At 59.5% G+C, this 17,825-nt stretch carries 18 protein-coding genes and 1 pseudogene; 7 read left to right on the forward strand and 12 right to left on the reverse strand.

Annotated elements, in window-relative coordinates:
• Both VGN62_RS00210 and VGN62_RS00215 read right to left on the reverse strand, forming a co-directional pair.
• Positions 1–861 (reverse strand): 3'-5' exonuclease (locus tag VGN62_RS00210; protein ID WP_327449978.1); only part of this gene is annotated, 861 nt, incomplete at its 3' end.
• Positions 862–1,017: 156 nt separating this feature from the next.
• Positions 1,018–1,773 (reverse strand): hypothetical protein, encoded by a 756-nt coding sequence (locus VGN62_RS00215; protein WP_327449980.1) that lies wholly within the window; start codon positions 1,771–1,773, stop codon positions 1,018–1,020.
• Between the two features lie 623 nt (positions 1,774–2,396).
• Here VGN62_RS00215 and VGN62_RS00220 point away from each other — a divergent pair.
• From VGN62_RS00220 to VGN62_RS00230, 3 genes are all read left to right on the forward strand, one after another.
• Entirely contained in the window at positions 2,397–2,876 is a 480-nt protein-coding gene (locus VGN62_RS00220; RefSeq protein ID WP_327449982.1) for a Panacea domain-containing protein, read from the forward strand.
• Positions 2,866–3,279 (forward strand): hypothetical protein, encoded by a 414-nt coding sequence (locus VGN62_RS00225; RefSeq protein ID WP_327449984.1) that lies wholly within the window; start codon positions 2,866–2,868, stop codon positions 3,277–3,279. Before VGN62_RS00220 ends, VGN62_RS00225 begins: the two co-directional genes overlap by 11 nt.
• Before the next feature lie 456 nt (positions 3,280–3,735).
• Positions 3,736–4,635, forward strand: coding sequence for a hypothetical protein (locus tag VGN62_RS00230; protein ID WP_327449986.1), 900 nt, complete (start codon positions 3,736–3,738; stop codon positions 4,633–4,635).
• 188 nt (positions 4,636–4,823) lie between these two features.
• Here VGN62_RS00230 and VGN62_RS00235 read toward each other — a convergent pair.
• The 3 genes and pseudogenes from VGN62_RS00235 to VGN62_RS00245 form a co-directional block, all read right to left on the reverse strand.
• A pseudogene (locus tag VGN62_RS00235) lies at positions 4,824–5,995 on the reverse strand (IS3 family transposase).
• Positions 5,996–6,610: 615 nt separating this feature from the next.
• Positions 6,611–8,851, reverse strand: a complete 2,241-nt coding sequence (locus VGN62_RS00240; protein WP_327449988.1) for an ATP-binding protein — start codon at positions 8,849–8,851, stop codon at positions 6,611–6,613.
• A gap of 51 nt (positions 8,852–8,902) precedes the next feature.
• Positions 8,903–9,865: a DNA cytosine methyltransferase gene (locus tag VGN62_RS00245; protein ID WP_327449990.1), complete on the reverse strand. Its 963-nt coding sequence runs from the start codon at positions 9,863–9,865 to the stop codon at positions 8,903–8,905.
• A 102-nt stretch (positions 9,866–9,967) separates the two neighbouring features.
• Here VGN62_RS00245 and VGN62_RS00250 point away from each other — a divergent pair, with 102 nt between their 5' ends.
• On the forward strand, positions 9,968–10,432 hold the full coding sequence (locus VGN62_RS00250; RefSeq protein ID WP_327449993.1) for a hypothetical protein: 465 nt from the start codon (positions 9,968–9,970) through the stop codon (positions 10,430–10,432).
• A gap of 226 nt (positions 10,433–10,658) precedes the next feature.
• Here the strand turns inward: VGN62_RS00250 and VGN62_RS00255 are convergent, their stop codons facing one another.
• A complete protein-coding gene (locus VGN62_RS00255; protein WP_327449995.1) occupies positions 10,659–10,928 on the reverse strand; it encodes a hypothetical protein in 270 nt (89 codons plus the stop codon).
• A 198-nt stretch (positions 10,929–11,126) separates the two neighbouring features.
• Here VGN62_RS00255 and VGN62_RS00260 point away from each other — a divergent pair, with 198 nt between their 5' ends.
• Both VGN62_RS00260 and VGN62_RS00265 read left to right on the forward strand, forming a co-directional pair.
• The gene (locus VGN62_RS00260) at positions 11,127–11,918 is read left to right on the forward strand and encodes a Crp/Fnr family transcriptional regulator (RefSeq protein ID WP_327449997.1); all 792 of its coding nucleotides are present in this window, start codon (positions 11,127–11,129) and stop codon (positions 11,916–11,918) included.
• A gap of 36 nt (positions 11,919–11,954) precedes the next feature.
• Positions 11,955–12,197, forward strand: a complete 243-nt coding sequence (locus tag VGN62_RS00265) for a DUF6894 family protein (protein WP_327449999.1) — start codon at positions 11,955–11,957, stop codon at positions 12,195–12,197.
• A 169-nt stretch (positions 12,198–12,366) separates the two neighbouring features.
• Here VGN62_RS00265 and VGN62_RS00270 read toward each other — a convergent pair whose 3' ends face one another.
• Positions 12,367–12,861 carry a hemerythrin domain-containing protein gene (locus VGN62_RS00270; RefSeq protein ID WP_327450001.1) on the reverse strand — a complete coding sequence of 165 codons (495 nt, stop codon included), beginning with the start codon at positions 12,859–12,861 and terminating at the stop codon, positions 12,367–12,369.
• A 96-nt stretch (positions 12,862–12,957) separates the two neighbouring features.
• On the reverse strand, positions 12,958–13,110 hold the full coding sequence (locus tag VGN62_RS00275; RefSeq protein ID WP_327450003.1) for a hypothetical protein: 153 nt from the start codon (positions 13,108–13,110) through the stop codon (positions 12,958–12,960).
• Between the two features lie 423 nt (positions 13,111–13,533).
• Here VGN62_RS00275 and VGN62_RS00280 point away from each other — a divergent pair, with 423 nt between their 5' ends.
• A complete protein-coding gene (locus tag VGN62_RS00280) occupies positions 13,534–14,382 on the forward strand; it encodes a mechanosensitive ion channel family protein (protein WP_327450006.1) in 849 nt (282 codons plus the stop codon).
• 219 nt (positions 14,383–14,601) lie between these two features.
• Here VGN62_RS00280 and tnpC read toward each other — a convergent pair whose 3' ends face one another.
• From tnpC to VGN62_RS00300, 4 genes are all read right to left on the reverse strand, one after another.
• Positions 14,602–16,146 carry an IS66 family transposase gene (tnpC, locus tag VGN62_RS00285; protein ID WP_422663652.1) on the reverse strand — a complete coding sequence of 515 codons (1,545 nt, stop codon included), beginning with the start codon at positions 16,144–16,146 and terminating at the stop codon, positions 14,602–14,604.
• Between the two features lie 53 nt (positions 16,147–16,199).
• The gene (tnpB, locus tag VGN62_RS00290) at positions 16,200–16,547 is read right to left on the reverse strand and encodes an IS66 family insertion sequence element accessory protein TnpB (RefSeq protein WP_322308982.1); all 348 of its coding nucleotides are present in this window, start codon (positions 16,545–16,547) and stop codon (positions 16,200–16,202) included.
• Positions 16,544–16,855, reverse strand: a complete 312-nt coding sequence (locus VGN62_RS00295) for a transposase (protein WP_327450010.1) — start codon at positions 16,853–16,855, stop codon at positions 16,544–16,546. Before VGN62_RS00295 ends, tnpB begins: the two co-directional genes overlap by 4 nt.
• Before the next feature lie 421 nt (positions 16,856–17,276).
• Positions 17,277–17,648 carry a PRC-barrel domain-containing protein gene (locus VGN62_RS00300; RefSeq protein WP_327450012.1) on the reverse strand — a complete coding sequence of 124 codons (372 nt, stop codon included), beginning with the start codon at positions 17,646–17,648 and terminating at the stop codon, positions 17,277–17,279.
• Positions 17,649–17,825 lie beyond the last annotated feature (177 nt).

The raw sequence follows: 17,825 nt of genomic DNA on the forward strand, positions 1-17,825 counted from the left end.
CTCGATGATCGGTCCAAGAGCTCGGGGATTGGCCTCCATCGAGTAGACATGACTGGCGAGCCACCATTCCTCCTCGGCGCGACGGGCGTCGGGCACTTCTCGCCACCAGCATTTCGGATTGCTCGCAGCGTCCCAGCGGTAGCCCCGCAGTCGCAGCAAGTCCTTCACCTCGAAGGAGGCGCCGACCGCGCGGAATCGCCAGCTGGGCGCGCGGGCGGTGGTGAGCATCTGCGCGAGCGCAGTCGTGCCATCAGGCATATTCTGTCGCAGAATTTGGATCACCGCGTCGACATCGTCCCCGGCGCGGTGCGCCCCGTGGAAGTATCCGCTCTGCGCAAGAAGCCACCCCAGAGACCGGCCGTCGAAACCATTGGCGCGCCAGTCGATGTCGTTGCAGCTGCAGCACCACGCGAGCCCCGCGGCATCCGGTAGGCGGCGTTCAATATGCCGACGGTCGAATGCGGCATTGTGCGCGCAGACGAACTCAGCTGATTTGAGAAGCCGCACCGCCGCCGCTTCTTCGATTGCCTTACCGGCTACGTCGGCGTCAGTGATGCCGGTCAATCGCACGATGTCCTCTGGCAGATCACTTCCCGGATCCTCTAGCCACGAGTATGACCGGTCGATCTTGACGATTACGCCAGCCGGATCGACGCGGAAGCGACGCAAGGCGAGTTCGATGATCGCGTTCTCATCACCGATGCCGGTTGTCTCGCAGTCGACGGCAACGCCGATAAAGGTATCGACCCGGCCGCCGACGCCGGTCTCTCCCTCGCGGACATCGAGCCGGCGCAGCAGGCGCACATCGTCATCGCCGTTCGGCACGCACAGCGCAGCCGGATCGGGAATCTCGTCCTTCATAGTGTCTCCGATGCTTGAAAGAACTTCGCCCGAGCCGATTGCCCCGGGCCGGAAGGCGTCAGGATATCGTCAGGTCTGGAAGCGCTGCTCGAACCTAATGTCGAAGCCGACGGCGAGCGACGACATAGGCTCGCCGTCGATCATCGCCATTTAGGATCAGACGTCGATGCGCTGTTCGATGGTCACCGCGAAATCATGGTGCAATGGGTGATCTGCTTCAGGCGCCACACGGCGGATAAGTTCCGCGACAGGCTCCTGCACCAACGCCATCGCCACTGGAGTCGATTGGTGGAAACCTTCGCGAATGTCGGCAACATCTGCCGCCGAATGTCCAAAGCGTTCACACAACCGGGCCGAGATCTCAGACGGCTCATGTGCGATGGAGGCATGGAACGCCTGAAGCATCAGATTTCGGCTAGAATAGATTATGGTTGCCGTGAACAAGCGGGGCGCTGCCAAAGGCCGATGGCCAGAGCGGTGATCCTTTTTTCCCGCCTTTTGTTTGGGCGACATATGTTGCCGTGACCGCCGACGCTTGTCCTCATCATCCTCTGAAAGAAGAGTATCGACCGCCGTGGGCGCAAGGTCGAGCCCCAACGACAGTCCGTGGACTAGAATGCTTCGCAGGCAGTGCTCGCGCTCGAGGCAAGCATCAATCGCCGCGCGACCGTTGAACAGCCGTCGCGGAGCGAGCATCCATGACATAGGGTCATACTTAATTCCCTCGCGCTGGAACCTGCTTCCAGTCTCGACTGCAACCAAAGCAACGCGCGTAATTGCGCGCCGCGTGGTGATGATGGCGGCGTCGTCGTGAGGGCAGTCTTCCGCGAGAGGATCGAGCACGACCGGATTCGCCTTGGTCGACGCCGCGCTGCCGGGAATGCTTTTGGGGGCAATGGTCATCAGGTCCATTAAACGTCTCCTGGTCGCCGATGTGGCAATTTCACTTGTGCAAAAGCGGGGCGACACCGCTGGCGATTGACCATATGGAAATTTCGATTTATATTTCAATAGTTCGCGAAGTATTGCACGTTAATTTCGATTAATCATGAAATGCGAAAGTCTGCAGTTCTGGCAAATTCGGTAAGGGCACGCCGCGATAACCATCGCAATCGCAACAGTCGTCTCGGGCGGTTCAGCGAATGCCGGCAAGAATCTTTTCCTGCGGCGCATCGATCGGCGTCCCAGTCCGCTTCACATTACGACTGAATGTGCCAAACCGGCCGGCATCGATTTCGCCGCTCACCATCAACTTCGACCGGCGGCGGACGCCGTCAATATCTAGCAGTCTGAAGGAACGGCCGTGCTTCGTCGTTGGTGCCGATCCCGCTATCGAAGCTGCCGACGTTGAACACACCATCAGATTTCAGAGATTTTGTCGCGGGTCGGTTGGCTGTTCGCACCGGCGAGTATGACGGCGTCTGACTGCTCGATGTCCGACGATCAGCCGACATCAGAGCGCGCCCGTAGAATACAGAATGCGATTTTACCAAAAATTCGGGTTTGATGTTCATCTTGGAAAGGAAAATAAAGAGATGGAAGATATGGCGCGCAAAATTGATGCTCACGATGTCGCGGACTGGTTTATCAATCGGATCGACCGCCGAATGGGCGAGGTCATCACCACGGACATCGTCCATCGCCTGCTCTACTTCGCCCAGGCTTGGTATCTGGCGAATACCGGCCACGAGATGTTTGAGGAGGAATTTGAAGCTTGGGGCACGGGTCCGGTAATTCCATCCGTCTATGAACGCTTCGAGCGATTGGATGGCGCGAGCCTCCCGGATATCGAGAAGAGCCGCACCATCAAAGGCCGCAAGCTCGAGATGCTCGAATGTATCCAAAGGGATTATGGATGCTACCTGCCTTTCAAGCTCGACGAACTTGCGAAAGAGGCGGGTGGGCCTTGGCATGCCGCGCGCCAAGGCCTTGCTCCTCTCGCGCCCAGCGACAAAGTGATCCCCAAAACAGTCATGAAGAACTTTTACCGGGAGAAGATCAAGGATGCCGCGTAATTCTCGTCAGGGCGGCACGCGAACCGATCAGCAACTGCCCTCGCCATCCATACGACCGGTGGATGACGACGCTGGAGTAACGGTCAGCTTCGCCCACTACAGAGCGGAAACGGAATGTCTTTCTACGTGGGGCAAATCAGACATCAAAAGCTTCGTCGGCGTGATGGAGAAGATGCGAGCAATGAATATCGCAACGCTACGAAATTCCAGCATTTGCTCTCCACATCGAAAAGGCACGCGATTAGCGGAACGCTTCACAAGGCCCGACTCGATTGGTAAAGACTATCGGATGCACGAGATCCGGGTTGATCGAAGCAACGCTGCGCGAATGCACGGCGTCATCGAGGGCTCGGTATTCTATCTAGTTTGGCTTGACCGTAAGCACGAGGTGTTCCCCTCGTAGTTTGTCGGCGTTCTGTCGACGAAAAACCGGTTCGTAGACCACAAGAGTCGCGCTGAAACCCTTGGTGACATCGGCGTGGGCAGAAGCATCGCTGGACAAGAAAAACGCTGCCTGAGACGCTGCTCTTATCGAATTGCAAAAACAGATCCTCAAGATCGAGGAGCGGTATACCGAACTTGCGCAGTTATGTGGTAAAACCCGTCATATCGATCTGCAGTCGAGCGCTCAGGCAAATGTTCCGAGTGGTCGAAGTCTTTCCCTTTCGCCTGCTCCCAAGTCGGTAAGACGCGATTCCCAATCGCCGGGCACCGTTCTCATTCGCAGTGCGCAAAGATTGGCCGTCTTGTCCCCTACGGCCTGGCTTCACCCAAATCGTCTCCCGCCTAGAAGCGTCGGGCGGTGCAACCATCATCCGTTCGCGGTGTTTACCGGTAGATTTTTACAAGGAGATGCCCAGTGATTAGCAGCAAGTTCTTTACCGTAGTCGCCGCTAGCGCCTTGATCGCAGTGCCGGATTTTGCTGTTGCCCAGTCCGGTTCAGCTGACTCCACCGTCACTACCACGCAGAAAGACCGCGTAGGCGCGATTCTTGGAACCCTGTTCGGTGACCGGCTTGGGATTTCAACCTCCATTGAACAGCAATGGGCCGCCGGACGCAAACCTCTCGCCACGCAACGTAATCAATTTCATGCTCGCATCGACGCTGACGTCCGATCCGGCGCGCTCACCAAGGCGAATGGCGAACGGATGAAGAGCGAATATGACGAGCTTGTATCCCTCGAAACGCGCTACGGAGCAGACAATCGGTTCACCACCGCCGAGCGCACCGAGCTTGCTGATCGCTATGGTGCGCTTACGCAAGCGTTGGTCGATGGCGGATTTGCCGACGTCGGTGAGCCAGCAGTTATGACGGTTAGCGAAGGCCGTTCCGAGTTCAATCGGCGTGTCGACGCAGCGGTGAGCGCGCGGCGTCTCAGCCGCACGGAGGCCTCACGCCTCAAAAACGATTATAACGCCTTGATTCAAGCCGAAGCGCTTTATGCTCGCGATGGAATTACGAGCCGTGAACAGGAGGATCTGGACTCGCGCCTCGATGCGCTGGACCTTAGAGTTGGCGACGTAGCCTATGGGACGGGTTCGCCCGTGGTCGACAACCGCACCCGACTTACAAATATTGACAACGCTCTGAGATCCAGTGGGCTGAACGTCGCTGCGCAGGCTCAGGTCCGCGTGGAAATAGGCGACCTGACGCGCCTCGATGCTGCCTACAAGCGCGCAACACCGACTACTGATGATAGAAACTATCTTGAGCGCCGGTTAGCAGACCTCGAAACGCGAGTGCGCATTCGCCGGTAAGTTCCCATAATGTGTCGCGCGACGATATTTTAGCTCTAGCAGCTTTGTGTATCAAAACCGAGCTTCCGGTGTTCAGAAGATCGGGTCGGCGGCGGGTCTCGGGGCGCCCGCCGCGCGACAACTATCGATTTGAACTTGTCTGGCGATATGAAAGTGACCGGCCCCCACCGAGTGGTCCGGGCTATATGTTAGTGCATTCGCGCCTCCATCGCCAGTGTTGGACGTAGGTGGAGCGAAGCGGAGCCGGAGGGCGACACTGGCGATGGAACGGCCTCGGGCGCGGGTGGCCGATACTCCAGCGAGCTGTGCGGCCGGACGGTGTTGTAATGCCGGCGCCAAGCTTCGATCAGGATCTGGGCCTCGGCGAGCGAGTAGAAGATTTCGCCGTTGAGCAGCTCATCGCGCAGCGATCCGTTGAAGCTTTCGCAATAGCCATTCTCCCAGGGCGATCCGGGCGTGATGTAAAGCGTCTTCACGCCGACCTTCGCCAGCCATTCCTTGCACCGCCGTGGCAATAAACTCCGGCCCATTGTCGGACCTGATGTGCGCCGGCGGACCACGCGTGACGAACAGTTCGGCCAGCGCCGCGAGCACGTCGTCGCTCTTGAGCTTACGCGCCACGGGCAACGCCATGCACTCCCGGCTCGCCTCGTCGATGATTGACAGGATACGGTATTTGCGCCCGTCATGGGTGCGGCCCTCGACGAAGTCGTAGGACCAGACATGGCTGGGATACTCGGGCCGAAGCCGGATGCACGATCATCGTTGAGCCACAGCCGCCCGCGCTTCGGTTGCCTTTGCGGCACCTTCAGCCCCTCGCGCCGCCAGATGCGCTCGACCCGCTTGGGGTTCACATGCCACCCTGCATTGCGCAGCAACGCTGTCACCCGGCGATAGCCATAACGACCATATTGCCGAGCCAACGCAATGATATCCTCGGTGAGAGCCGCTTCGTCATCTGCCCCGCGGGGCGCCTTGCGCCGCGTCGATCGATGTTGCCCAAGCACACGGCACACCCGCCGCTCGGACACCGCCATCATCGTTCTGATGTGGTCGATACAGCGCCTTCGGCGCGCGGGGCTCAGAAGTTTCCCCGGGCGGCTTCCTGCAGGATCAGCTTGTCGAGCGTCAGGTCCGAGATCGCGCGTCGAAGCCGCAGATTCTCCTTCTCCAGATCCTTCATCCGACGCGCCTGATCGGTCTTTAGGCCGCCATATTCCTTGCGCCACCGATAATAGGTCTGCTCGCTGACCGCGATACGACGGCAGGCTTCCGCCGTCGTCGCCCCCTGCGCCAGCACGACCTCCGCTTCACGCAGCTTGCCGATAATCTCTTCCGGGCGATGCTTCTTGCTCGGCATTCCTTGTCTCCTTCGTAACCCAAAATATCATCAATTTGGGACCACTCAGAAGGGGGCAGATCAAAAGGTCCACCTATGCGTGGCGCCGATAGGATTGATGCCAGTATGAACACCCACGACAGAGTTTCAGCTTCTTAACAATGCACGCGCAGTCGTCGGCACTCATGACGTATGGACCGTTACCTTCGCGCTTCAACGTCCGCTCACCATGCTTGATAGAACTTCATATGCTTCGCTTGATCGTGCTCCTCATGCTTCGCGCCGCAAGGCATCACGCGAAGTCCGTCGTCTTTTGAGGCACGATGGTCGATATAGCCGACTTGTTTTCAAATTCGATCCGCCAACTGCGGCGCCATCCTTACCGGCCCTCTCATCCATATGGGCTTACCGTGCGGCGAGCGCGCTGGCTGGGTAGGGTTTACGCCGAGATAAGGGCAAGCTTTGCAGGCGTTTTGGGCAACGCGGTGCCCGACGGCATGATGGCCGTCTTCGCTTCCGCGCGAGTGCTCCCTTGGACGACATGCGCCACCATCTCGCCGTATAGCTGACATGCTTTCTACTTGAGGTCCTCAACGGACCGAACATATTGGCGGCCACCTCGATTCGGGAGGGGGTTCAGGCATCCGGGGCAGCTTCGGCGTCGTCTCCACTCGTTGCGGCGACCTGTTCGCCGTCGCGATCATCGCCCTCGCCCGCGTTGCCGTCAGAACCGGCTGAGTTCGTCTCGGCACCGTTTTCCTCGTCGGCGAGCTCAGCCTCAATGTCCTTTTTCAACGAGTCGATCACCGACGCGTGCGCAGCCTGCGCATGTTCGAGCAAAAGCCGCAGCCCCACGACTTTCCATTGGGTGTCAGGGCCAGCCTTGCGCATACGGCTCAGCAGCAGGAGCTCATCATCCGCGGCGGTTTTGTCGTCGGGCATTGCACCGATGAGATATCCCTGCACATGGACCTGCCGATGCAGTTCCATGGTGCAGTAGCTTTCCACCTTGGCGATATAACCCTCGAGCTGTGTTAGATGGGCGTTCCTGAGGGGCAGCGAAGGGCTTTTCAGCTCGACGATGTTGATCTGGTGTGGTGCGCCGGCGTCGCTCATTACGAACACGAGATCTGGGCGCGTCGCATCGTCCATGCCCTTAATGTGCTGATCGACCTTCAGATGGACGGCTATAGCCGTCGACACCTTCGACAGGTCGTCATCGCTCGTGAGATAGCGCGAATATTCCGGGCGGATGAGCCAAGGCTGTTCCTTGAAGAGTTGATGCAGCTGCTTCTCGATGCCCTTCTTCTTCCACATCTCCTTCGATTCGCCATCGATGATGAGCTTGAGCAGCGCATTGATGCCGTTGCGCTTCCCACGATAGTTCTTGAGGGCATCGCTCTTCTCGATGCCAGCGAGCTCGACCAAGTTCAGGGCGATTGCCTGCAGCGACTTGGGGTCATGGCCCAGTTCGCTGAGACGGATGAGAACCTCGCCCGCGTTGACGGACTGAATAACGAGCGGCGCCATTTCCGCAAACTCGGTGGATGCGACGCCATGTTCGACCGCCAGCTTCCGGACAAGCTGCTTGGCTGTGGAGCGGGCCTTCCCTTCCAGCACATCGGTGAACTTCATGACCGTTTGGGCGATCTTAGACTTCGAGATCTCGACGTCGACCTGGTCCTCCTTCCACTTGGCATGGGCTGAAAGCGATTTGCGCATCGCCTCCTCGACAAAGGTAATCAGCGCGCTGACGATTTCGTTGTCTTCGCGCAATTGAGTGCGGTTGGTGTTGACGAGATCGATGCCATGCCGATCGAGCTCGTCGGCGCGAACGACGCACTCCATGTAGCTCTGGCTGTGGAAGTTGTGCATGCCCGTGGGCAGGCCGAACAGAGATGGACCGGCGGCCAGCCGGTCGTTGCAGTAAATGCGGGCGCCCCGCTTCGCCGTGGGGAGATGCTTGCCCTGCGCATGGTAGCCGATCATGTATTTGATCGGCAGCGACGTCTCCTCGTCCACCTTGATCACGGCATCGGCGAGGTTGTCGAGCGTCGCGCCGTCCGGATACGTGTAGGCAAAATCCGGTTTTTCGGGTTGAACCTCGGTGTCGTTGATCGTCACCGCCAGCTCCGCCGGCTCGATACCAAAGAAGGCCTCGCGGATCGCGCTGGCGATGGTGTCGATCGAATAGCGCACCGCGTCGGATTTCAGACCGGTCAGCGTGATTCTAGTCCCGTGGTCATCAACGTCGACGCCATCCTCGTATGAGGCCGGAATTTCCACCTCACCAAGGTTCTCGGCATGACGGATGCTGCTATCGTCCAGCGTGAACGTCGTGGCGAATGTCTCCCCCTTGCGCTTGGTGCGGATGACCACCTTGGTGGCGGCACCGAAGCCGGCGAGTTTACCAAGACCCTTGCGTCCCATGACATTCCGCTTGCCAGTTTCCGACATGAGATTGGTTTCCTGGCCGCTAGCCTCGTCGAGGCGCCGCTTGCGGTTGATCGGCAGGAACTTTTTCTCGACGTCATGGGGCGACATGCCATGCCCATCGTCCTCGATCACGATTGCCACATCGTCGGGCAGCGGCGTCAGCAGCGCGGTGAAGGGATCGCGCTTCTTAAGCTTCACCTCCGCCTTGGCCTCGGCCTTCACCTTCTCGCGCGCGATCTGAATGGTTTCGAAAGGGATTGTGATGGTGACGGTCTTAGCTTCGCTATCATAGGCGTTGGCCACGAATTCGACCAGGCATTTGCCGATCGTCGAATACATGTTGATGCCGAGCGCCTCGAGCATTCCTCCCTGGATTCGAAGCGGGAACGTGGCGGGCCTGACGGTGGCCGGGTCGAGTGCAAGTGCCGTCTGTTCGTTCATGACGAACAACTTAGTCTCAACTTTGGATTCCGAAAGAGCCTAACTGCGATTTCAGGCGGCGATGAGCAGCCGCTCGCTGACCAGGGCATCGTGCACCGACCTCGCCACCGCGCGCGCGAGCGGGACTGGCACGCCGTTCCCGATCTGGCGGGCAACGGGATATGGTCGCCCGACAAACGACCAATGATCCGGCACGCCCTGGAGGCGCGCTCCTTCGCGAAGGGACAGGGTGCGGTTCTCGGTTGGGTGCAGATACCGGCCCTTCGACGGGTTTTGGAAGGTGCAGCGGATGGTGTTCGCCGGCGCTTCGGGGTCGATGCGTCCCCATACGTCTGTCGCTTGGCATCCCACCTTGACCCAAGACGGCGGGCACAGATGGGGAGCCAGCCGCATCACGTCACGTTTGTCCCCCTTATACGGAATGAGCGCAATGCGCTCTGCGGCGATTCCCCTCGGAATGGGCCAGGTGTGAAGCGGGTCCCCAGCAAGCATCGGCGACGCAATCGCATGCCCGGCACTGATCCTTTCGGCGGACGGCACGGGCTTGGCCAAGGCACCTACCTTCGACGCGATAGTGAACGCGCGGCGACGCAGTTGGGGGGTTCCGTGCTCGGCGGCGTCGAGCACCCAGGTTTCGATGACGTATCCCTGTGCTTCAAGGGCGACGGCAAGCTCGCGCCATTGGGGCGACGCTAGGAACGGCGGCACGTTCTCGATGACGACGACGCTGGCGCCGCAGGCATCGGCCCAACGGGGAACTTCTAGTGCCAAGCTATTTCGGACGTCTAGCGGGTCCTGCCGACCCAGCGTCGAGAATCCCTGGCAGGGCGGGCCTGCTATCAGCACGTCAGCCGGCGGGATTTCATTGAAGGTGGTGACCGACCCGGCGATCGCTACCGGCGATAGATTGAGATTGTAACTCGCCACCGCTTCCTTGGCGAGGTCGATCGCGAGCACGGGCTCGAATCCGACATCGACGAAGCCGGCGCTAAACAGCCCCGCACCGCTGAACATGTCGATATGAGTTAATCTGTGCATTATGCGTATAGTATTAATGCGCATAACAATTTATGCAAGTGGCTTATGCGAACCCATGCGCCATCCAATGCCGGAATAATGAGGGAGCTGTGCGAGCTTCTCGCCAGTGATCAGCTGCCGGTGCAGCAGGAGATCGCGCGAGCCGCCGGCGTCCATCAGTCGCTAGTCTCGCGGGCTCAGAACGGACAGCTGAAGCGCCGGACCCGAACGGTTGATAGACTGCTTGAATATGCGCGATCACATGCGGGCGCCGAAGCGGCGGCGCTCGCCGCTGCTGCTGCCGTCGATGAGGAATCGGATAAATTGGATCCGCGGGCCAGCGGCGCGGCGGACAAGGGAGCTGAAGGCAAGTGGCGGCAGGCGCCGCCCGGCAGCGCGGTCGCTGAAGCCTATCGGCGGCAGGCCCGCGATGGCATCGAAACCTATTTGAACGAAGGTTACGATCCGCGGCTCGTTGTCGAGCAGTTGGCCGTGCTGCGCCGAGCGCAGCGCGTTCGTCGGCCCGGTAAGCCCCGCCCCATTAGCGCCGAGGTAATCCGATAGGGCTCAAATAGGAATCGTCCTACTTATTGGGTTAGCTCGTTTTGCCGAAGTTGAGGACGTTCGCGGCCGACAGTCCGATATCCAGCGCCGACACCCAAGGCGCAAGCCAGGCCGAAGATCGACATGTTCGCGGCGCGATTGGGGATGCTCGCGCGGCCTCTCGCCAGAGGCAAGGATGGCGAAGGCGCTTTTCAATCCCCTTCAGCGCCGCAACGCCGATCGGCGCTCAGCGCTTTTGGGGATCTTCCCACGGCCGCGCCCTTGTGGGATCGATCTGCGGCAGCAGGTCCCCGCGGGGGCGTGCCCAGGTCCGGTTGATGGTGTGCAATGTATGGAGCGATCGCGCGGCTGCCTCCCATATCTCCGCCTGCCGCATATCGCCCGCGGCAATCGCTTTGACCCGTTCGCGCCGCGCATACTCCTCAGCCCCCTCCCCATGTTCATCTTCGGCGGCGAACACGGCCGCCCAGACCGAGTCTTCTTCGCGTATCGTCATGCGTCCCCTCGCTTGTAATCCGGCGCTAAAGACCACATAGTGACGGGCTCAGGAGCGCGACTTGATCCATGTTGTGACGGCGGTGTCCCCTCGATTTATATGTTTGCACCATGTTCGTTTTCCTCGAGGTAATTGACACGGAGCCCTCCCGCACCAACGCTGCTTTACGGGGAAGTCGGTCAGTTCGAAGGATATGGTGTGAGTCAGGACGAGGAAAAGCATAGCACGCGCTGGGAAGGCGGTGGATCGTCGTCGAATTCGGAGGGACGGCTTGGCATCTTTGTGCGCAAGCTGCTGAGCCACAGTCGGCTGTCAACAGATGATCAGGCTGCTATCGCCACACTTCCTTTCAGCCTGCGGTCTATGGAACCTAACGCCTATATCCTGAGCGAGGGCGAGCGGGCATTAATCTGTCCGGTGATTTTATCAGGCTTTGCCTACCGGCAAAAAACATCCGCCGATGGCGGCCGACAAATCGTCGCGCTTAAAATTCCTGGCGATCCACTTGATTTCCAATCGCTCTATCTCGAACGCGCAGACCATGACCTGCAGGCGCTCACGCGGGTCGAACTCGCGATATTTTCGCTGAAGGATCTTGAACAGCTGGTCACGCCGCGGCCCGCGCTCGCCCGCGCAGTTCTCATTGATATTTTGATCGAAGCATCGATCGGGCGTGAATGGTTGCTCAACATCGGTCGTCGCAATGCCTTATCGCGTCTCGCCCATCTGCTTTGCGAATTGCAATGCCGCGTCGAACAAATCGCAGGCAAGCGAATTGAGGCGTTCGAGGTGCCGTTGACACAAGAACAATTGGCGGATCTGCTCGGGCTGACGCCGGTGCATATCAATCGCACGATCAAGAATTTAGAAAAAAGGGGCGCTGTGCAACGCGTCAATCGGAAGCTGCAAATTGGCGACGTCGAAGCTTTAAAAAAAATCGCGGAATTTTCCGATATTTATCTGCATCAAAACGAAGCCTCCAAGGGTTGATGCTGAGCCGGTCCGCCGTGAAGGAGCTCAGCTGCCATGCCACGATATTATTTCCATACCTGTGATGGCACGCAGGACATCGACCGATGCGGTTGCGAGCTTCCCGACCTCGCAGCGGCCAAGCGCGAAGCCATACGCTACGGTGGTGCCCTCTTGCGCGACGAGCCTGACTTGATGGTGCGCGAAGACGAACTGCGCATCACGGTGACCGACGAAGATGGCGCGCTCAGTTGCGCGATCATCATTCTTGCAGTCGATGGAAATTTGCAGAAGCGATAGCCCCATCTCGGGCAAAGCATGGCCAATGCGTTACCGGCATCGACAAATTGCGCCGCAATTTGGTGCCAGATATCGTGACTTGCGAAAAGAGCCCCGCAGCTGGACGCGCCGGGCTCGCTAAAGTGCAGCATCGCAGCAAAAATCAAAACCCGGCGCGCAAGCGAATTTTTTACATCGTGGTGGTTTGCGCAGGCGGCAGACCCTTCGTGTCCGCAAGAGCCTGCAATTCCTTCTTTCGCGTCAGCATTCGCTCGACAAGCGCATGAAGATCGATGGCGGCAGCACGCGCCTGCTGGAACATGTTGCCGTGCTGCTTCTCCTCTTCCTTAACATGATGCTCAATCTCTTCCTTGAGCACCGTCACCTTGGCATCGAAAAATTCATCGTCAGCATCTGCGGCAACTATTTCGTTGATCAGCATTTTAGCCCCGTCATGCTCGACATAGGCTTCCTTGAGGAGATCGTCGTCGATTTTCCCCTCGAGCGCAGGATAGAAGATTTCTTCCTCTAACTGGGCATGGATCTTGAGTTCGGTGCAGATTTGGTTGGCAATTTTGCCTTTGTCTGCCCGGCTATCCTCCCGTTCAAACTGGGCGAACAGCTTTTCGACGGCGCGGTGATCGGCAGTCAAGATATGCGTTGCATCGGTGTCGCTGGATTTCATGTTTCGTCTCCGTCCTCAGAAGATGGCAAAACGGATGAAGGCCGGACTGCGGGAAATGAGCAGTCCGGCCTCAGTTGACGCCGCGATAGTTAACGGTCAGCGGCGATTTGTATCGTCGTCCGTTTGTTTGCGATCTTTGTCGCGGTCTTGCCCGGGCTGGCGGTTCTGATCGCCCTGCTGATCCTGCTGGCCAGGGGTCTTGCCAGGCTGTTGGCCGCCCTGTTGGTTGCCCTGATTATTCTGAGCCATGTTGTCATCCTCTCTATATAGCGCGCACTTAATGCGCACAAGAGAGACGCTCAGAACGGATGATTGTTTCATATTTCTCATCGACTTAACTTAGGTTACGACGATTGTCCGAGTGAGCTCCTGCCCCTGGCATCGATCTGCCCATCGCGCCCGATATAGGAGGCGTGGGGGCAGTGCTTCGATCTCCGCCCCACACGAAAGCCAGCTCGCCGCGATGCCGGGACCCGACAAGCGCGGCGTATCGAGCGGTCAGCTTGCTGCGACGGGCGAGCGTGTTGTTGGCACCTACACACCTGCTTGAACTTGTCATTCAGCATAACCCGATTCCACCGATATCTCACCCACGTCACTGGGACGGAAAATCACCGTGCAACTGCCGCTCGTCCCCTACGTTGCTGACTGAAGATGTTGGGGAGACGGTGAATGGATCTGGAATTTCGCTCCGAGGCAATCGTGACGTGGATTGCCCGTATCGGCTCGGCGGCGCTGATCCTCATTATCGGCCTATGGCTGGCCTTCTTCCTTTCCAAACTGGTGCGAAAAAAAGCGATCGAGCATCCGCGCATCGACGCTACCCTGGGCACATTCCTCTCGATGATGATCCGCTATGCGCTTATCGTTCTGGTGCTGATCATCGTGCTGCAGCAGTTCGGCGTTCAGACGACAAGCCTTGTCGCGGTTCTCGGCGCTAGCGCGCTCGCAATCGGCCTGGCGCTGCAAGGCACGCTGACAAATGTCGCCTCGGGCATCATGATCGCAATCATTCGGCCCTATCATCTGGGCGATTTCGTCGAGGTCAACGGCAAGGAGGGCACCGTGATCGACCTCGATCTCTTCTTTACCCGGCTGCGTTCGTCCGACGAGCAGATCATCCTTGTGCCGAACGGCCAAGCGGCCTCTAATCCGATTATCAACCACACGCAGAAAGGCCGGCGGCGCTGCATCATCACGGTCGGGATCGGATATGAGGACGATATCGACAAGGCTCTGAGCGTCATGAGCGAGCTGATGATGAGCGATAAGCGCGCGATAGCCGATCCGCCCGGATGGTTCGGGGTCAAGGATTTGGGCGATTCATCGGTCAATATCCAAGGCCGGGCATGGGTGCCGACGACTGAACATCGGATTTACAAATCCGAGATGACCAAGTTTATCAAGGAGGCTTTCGATCGCGAAGGTATCGAAATTCCCTATCCGCACGCCGTCGAGCTCAGCAAAGGCGAGGTCGAACGCCGCGAGGCGCCAATCAAGCCGTCCGGGTTGTCCAGATAAGACAGTTCAACGCAAAGTCAGCGGCAAGAAAATGTGGGCGGTCGGCGCAGGTGAACCGCCCCCGGTGTTCCGGACGCCATTTTCAATTACGCGGCAATGGAGATGTCCGGCTAATAGGCGTAAAGCCGCTCTTATGCTTCGGGGAGCGGGAGATTGCCGTCGAGGTCGAGCAGCCTAGTCGAGCGCGGCATATTCGTAAGCGTGTTCTGAAGGCCGCAGCTACGCGGCCTGAGGGACCTGCTGTTGTTTGTCAGGCTGCCAGTTCCACGGCATGAGCTCGTCCCATCGGGACGCTGGCCAGCCGGACGCGATCTTCTCGATGACGTCGGCGATATAGGCCTGCGGCTCGACCCCATTGAGCTTAGCCGTCTCGATGACGGAGTAGATGGCGGCGGCGCGTTCGCCGCCGGCCTTCGATCCGGCGAACAGCCAGTTCTTGCGGCCGATGGCGATCGATCGGATCGCCCGTTCGGCGATATTATTGTCGATCTCCGCAGTTCCTTCGTCGAGATAGCGGGTGAGCGCGTCCCAGCGCTTGCGGCCGTAGAGGAGCGCCTTCGCCATCGCCGCCTTGGGCGACAGCCGGCGCAGGGCGTCGTCGATCGCGTCGCGAAGCGCGTCGATCTGCGGCCTGGCTTGCTCCTGTCGGTGTCGGCGCCGGATATCCGGCGGCTGGCCGCGGACATTCTCTTCGATCCGGTAAAGCCCGGCGATGCGATCGAGCAGGTCGGTGGTGAGCGTCGTCGGGCTCGTCTGGTGGTTCTCGAAGATCTTGCGGCGGAAGTGGGCCCAGCAGGCGACCTCGCGGATGCGACTGCCCTGATAGAGCTTCTCATATCCGGCATAGCCGTCAGCCTGGAGGAGGCCCGAGAAGGTCTTGAGCTCGCTCTGCGGATGAACGCCGCTGCGATCGGGGGTGAACCGATACCAGGCGAACACCGGGGTGGCGGCGCCCGATGCGCGGTCATCAACGACATAGGCCCAGAGCCGCGCCACCGCTGTCCGGCCCTTGCCGGGCACGAGCATCGGCACCGGCGTGTCGTCGGTGTGGAGCTTGGTGGCCCTCAGTCCTTGCTCGCGGATGCGGCTGACGATCGGATCGAGCAGATGCGCGGCCTGTCCGGCCCAGCCGGCGAGGGTCGAGCGGTCGATGTCGATGCCCTGCGCCGCCATCATCTCTGCCTGACGATAGAGGGGCAGATGATGATCGAACTTGTGGACGACGACATGGGCGAGCGTCGCGAAGCTCGCCTTGCCGCGTGCTATGGCCTTCACCGGCGCGGGCGCCTGGACGATCTTGTCGCAGGCGCGGCAGCTATACTTGGGCCGCACGGTGCGGATGACGCACCACTGGACCGGGGCGACGTCGAGCTGCTCGTCGCTGTCGTCCCCGAGCGGACGCAGCGCGCCGCCGCAATCGGGACAGGTGCAGTTGCCCGTTCCGGGCTCGATCCGCCGTTCGGCGCGCGGCAGATGATCGGGCAGAGCGCGCACCGGCGACGGCCGCTCGGCGGGTATCCTATCGGCCTTGCGGCTGTCCGCGACCTCGGCTTCGCCTTCGAGCTCTTCGAGGGCGAGCTCGAGTTGCTCGATCTGGAGAGCGAGCTTCTCGGAGGACTGGCCGAAGGTCATACGGCGGAGTTGGGCAAGCTGGTGACGGAGGGTGTCGATCAGCGTGTCGCGAGCCGCGAGAGCGGCTTCGAGCTCGGCGATCCGGGCGTCCTTGTCGATGATGAAAGAGGCTGGTTCCGACACCCGAAACAACTAGCAAAACGAACGCCGCGATTCCAGTAAAACCAACGATAATTCGCCGCTTTTTATCCCGCCAGCAAGGGCGCTGCGGTGCGTTCGGGACGCCGCCAGTCGATGCCTTCGAGCAGCATCGAAAGCTGCGCCGCCGTGAGGCTCACCTTGCCTGCCTTCGTGATCGGCCAGACGAACCGGCCCCGGTCCATGCGCTTCGAAAACAGGCACAGACCCTGGCCGTCATACCAGAGCAGCTTGACCAGATCGCCGCGCTTGCCGCGGAACGCGAACAGCGCCCCCGAGTGCGGGCTCTTCTCCAGCACCTGCTGCACCAGCACCGCGAGGCCATCGAACCCCTTGCGCATGTCGGTGGCGCCGCAGGCCAGATATATCCGTGTCGCCGGCGGAAGCGGGATCATCGGGCAAGGACGGACATCACGCGTGCCAGCGCGCCGGCATCGACCGCCGCGTCGACGGTGAGCCGCACTCCCGACGGCAACTCGATCCCGATCTGGCCGTTCATCGTCAACGCTGCGGTCGGCTCCGACACCTCGACCTCGGCGAACGACGGCGGCGGCGCGCGCTTCGTTCCGGTCAGATCGCCCGCCAACGCTTGCCGGCGCCAGGTGTAGATCAGCCCGCTGCCGATCGCGTGCCGCTGGCACGTCGCACCGACCGAGCCATCAGGACCAAATGCCTCGCGCAGGATCTCTAGCTTCTGATCCACCGACTAGCGGCGACGGCCACCAACCACCGTGATCTGACTGATCATACGATCACTCATATGACCGGTCGTAAGAGCACTCGCTCCCGTCGCCTCGATATCCCCGTTCATCACCACTCCTCGCAAAGAGCGGCTATCAGCACTGCAAAGCGGAATCCCGCAAGGCGGCCTTAAGGACACGGTTACGCATATTCGACAGCTTCAACGGATCGCCAACGAACTCTAGGGTGGACGACCTGGGCGTTGTAAAAGCCAGCAATTGTCTCGCCTAAGGCAATGTCGTCCCTGTCGCCAGCTCGCCCCGCCGAATGACTCGATTCTGGCATCGGAAAGGCACTTCGATACTATTTAATCGAAATATTTTCGCTGTCAGTATCGCTTTGGTGGACTTTGCATCAGGCGCGGCAGCCAAAGAAGCCACAGCTTAGCCGAGCGTTAAATCCTCTTTATCAACTTCGTAATAGCTCGCGACCCGGTCGGCATAGGCTTGGTCGAAAATGGGAGCATTAGAAGCCCAACTTGGGCCACCTTCGAGCACACGGCGGTCGATGGTCACAACATATGAATCCGTTGCAGCTTCAAAACTGAGCAGTCCGAAGGGTAAAGGATAATAAGCCTTACCGATCCCAAGAAAGCCGCCAATTGTCAGAATTGCGTATACAGTTTGGCCGGTCCGCTTGTTGATCATAAAGGCATGGACCGAACCAAGCTTGTCGCGATCACGGGTTTTGACGAGCATCTCGTCGGCCTTGTCTGACTGGCATAGCAACTGGGTAGGTTCGTCAACTTCAGCCATTGAATTTTCCTCGTTGTTCTCAGCACAACATGCGAGATGATGGCAGGTTCCGGGCGCGAGAGCAAAAAGGGTGCCAGAGCAGGTGAACGGAAAGCGTCGGCCCGCCAGAACACTCAACTAGCGCTACGCTTGCGTTTCGAGTTCAAGGATCCGAAGCTCAAGAAGTTTATGATCATG

This window comes from Sphingopyxis sp., assembly GCF_035998905.1.
In the GTDB taxonomy this organism is placed as follows: Bacteria; Pseudomonadota; Alphaproteobacteria; order Sphingomonadales; family Sphingomonadaceae; genus Sphingopyxis.

Excerpts from the sequence above, each read along its gene's own strand:
- VGN62_RS00245 (WP_327449990.1), bottom strand. The coding sequence starts at position 9,865 with ATGTTCAGCGGTGCGGGGCTGTTTAGCGCCGGCTTCGTCGATGTCGGA.
- VGN62_RS00240 (WP_327449988.1), bottom strand. The coding sequence starts at position 8,851 with ATGAACGAACAGACGGCACTTGCACTCGACCCGGCCACCGTCAGGCCC.
- VGN62_RS00275 (WP_327450003.1), bottom strand. The coding sequence starts at position 13,110 with ATGGCTCAGAATAATCAGGGCAACCAACAGGGCGGCCAACAGCCTGGC.
- VGN62_RS00265 (WP_327449999.1), top strand. The coding sequence starts at position 11,955 with ATGCCACGATATTATTTCCATACCTGTGATGGCACGCAGGACATCGAC.
- VGN62_RS00255 (WP_327449995.1), bottom strand. The coding sequence starts at position 10,928 with ATGACGATACGCGAAGAAGACTCGGTCTGGGCGGCCGTGTTCGCCGCC.
- VGN62_RS00220 (WP_327449982.1), top strand. The coding sequence starts at position 2,397 with ATGGAAGATATGGCGCGCAAAATTGATGCTCACGATGTCGCGGACTGG.
- VGN62_RS00280 (WP_327450006.1), top strand. The coding sequence starts at position 13,534 with ATGGATCTGGAATTTCGCTCCGAGGCAATCGTGACGTGGATTGCCCGT.
- tnpB (WP_322308982.1), bottom strand. The coding sequence starts at position 16,547 with ATGATCCCGCTTCCGCCGGCGACACGGATATATCTGGCCTGCGGCGCC.
- VGN62_RS00300 (WP_327450012.1), bottom strand. The coding sequence starts at position 17,648 with ATGGCTGAAGTTGACGAACCTACCCAGTTGCTATGCCAGTCAGACAAG.
- VGN62_RS00250 (WP_327449993.1), top strand. The coding sequence starts at position 9,968 with ATGAGGGAGCTGTGCGAGCTTCTCGCCAGTGATCAGCTGCCGGTGCAG.
- VGN62_RS00215 (WP_327449980.1), bottom strand. The coding sequence starts at position 1,773 with ATGGACCTGATGACCATTGCCCCCAAAAGCATTCCCGGCAGCGCGGCG.
- VGN62_RS00270 (WP_327450001.1), bottom strand. The coding sequence starts at position 12,861 with ATGAAATCCAGCGACACCGATGCAACGCATATCTTGACTGCCGATCAC.
- VGN62_RS00225 (WP_327449984.1), top strand. The coding sequence starts at position 2,866 with ATGCCGCGTAATTCTCGTCAGGGCGGCACGCGAACCGATCAGCAACTG.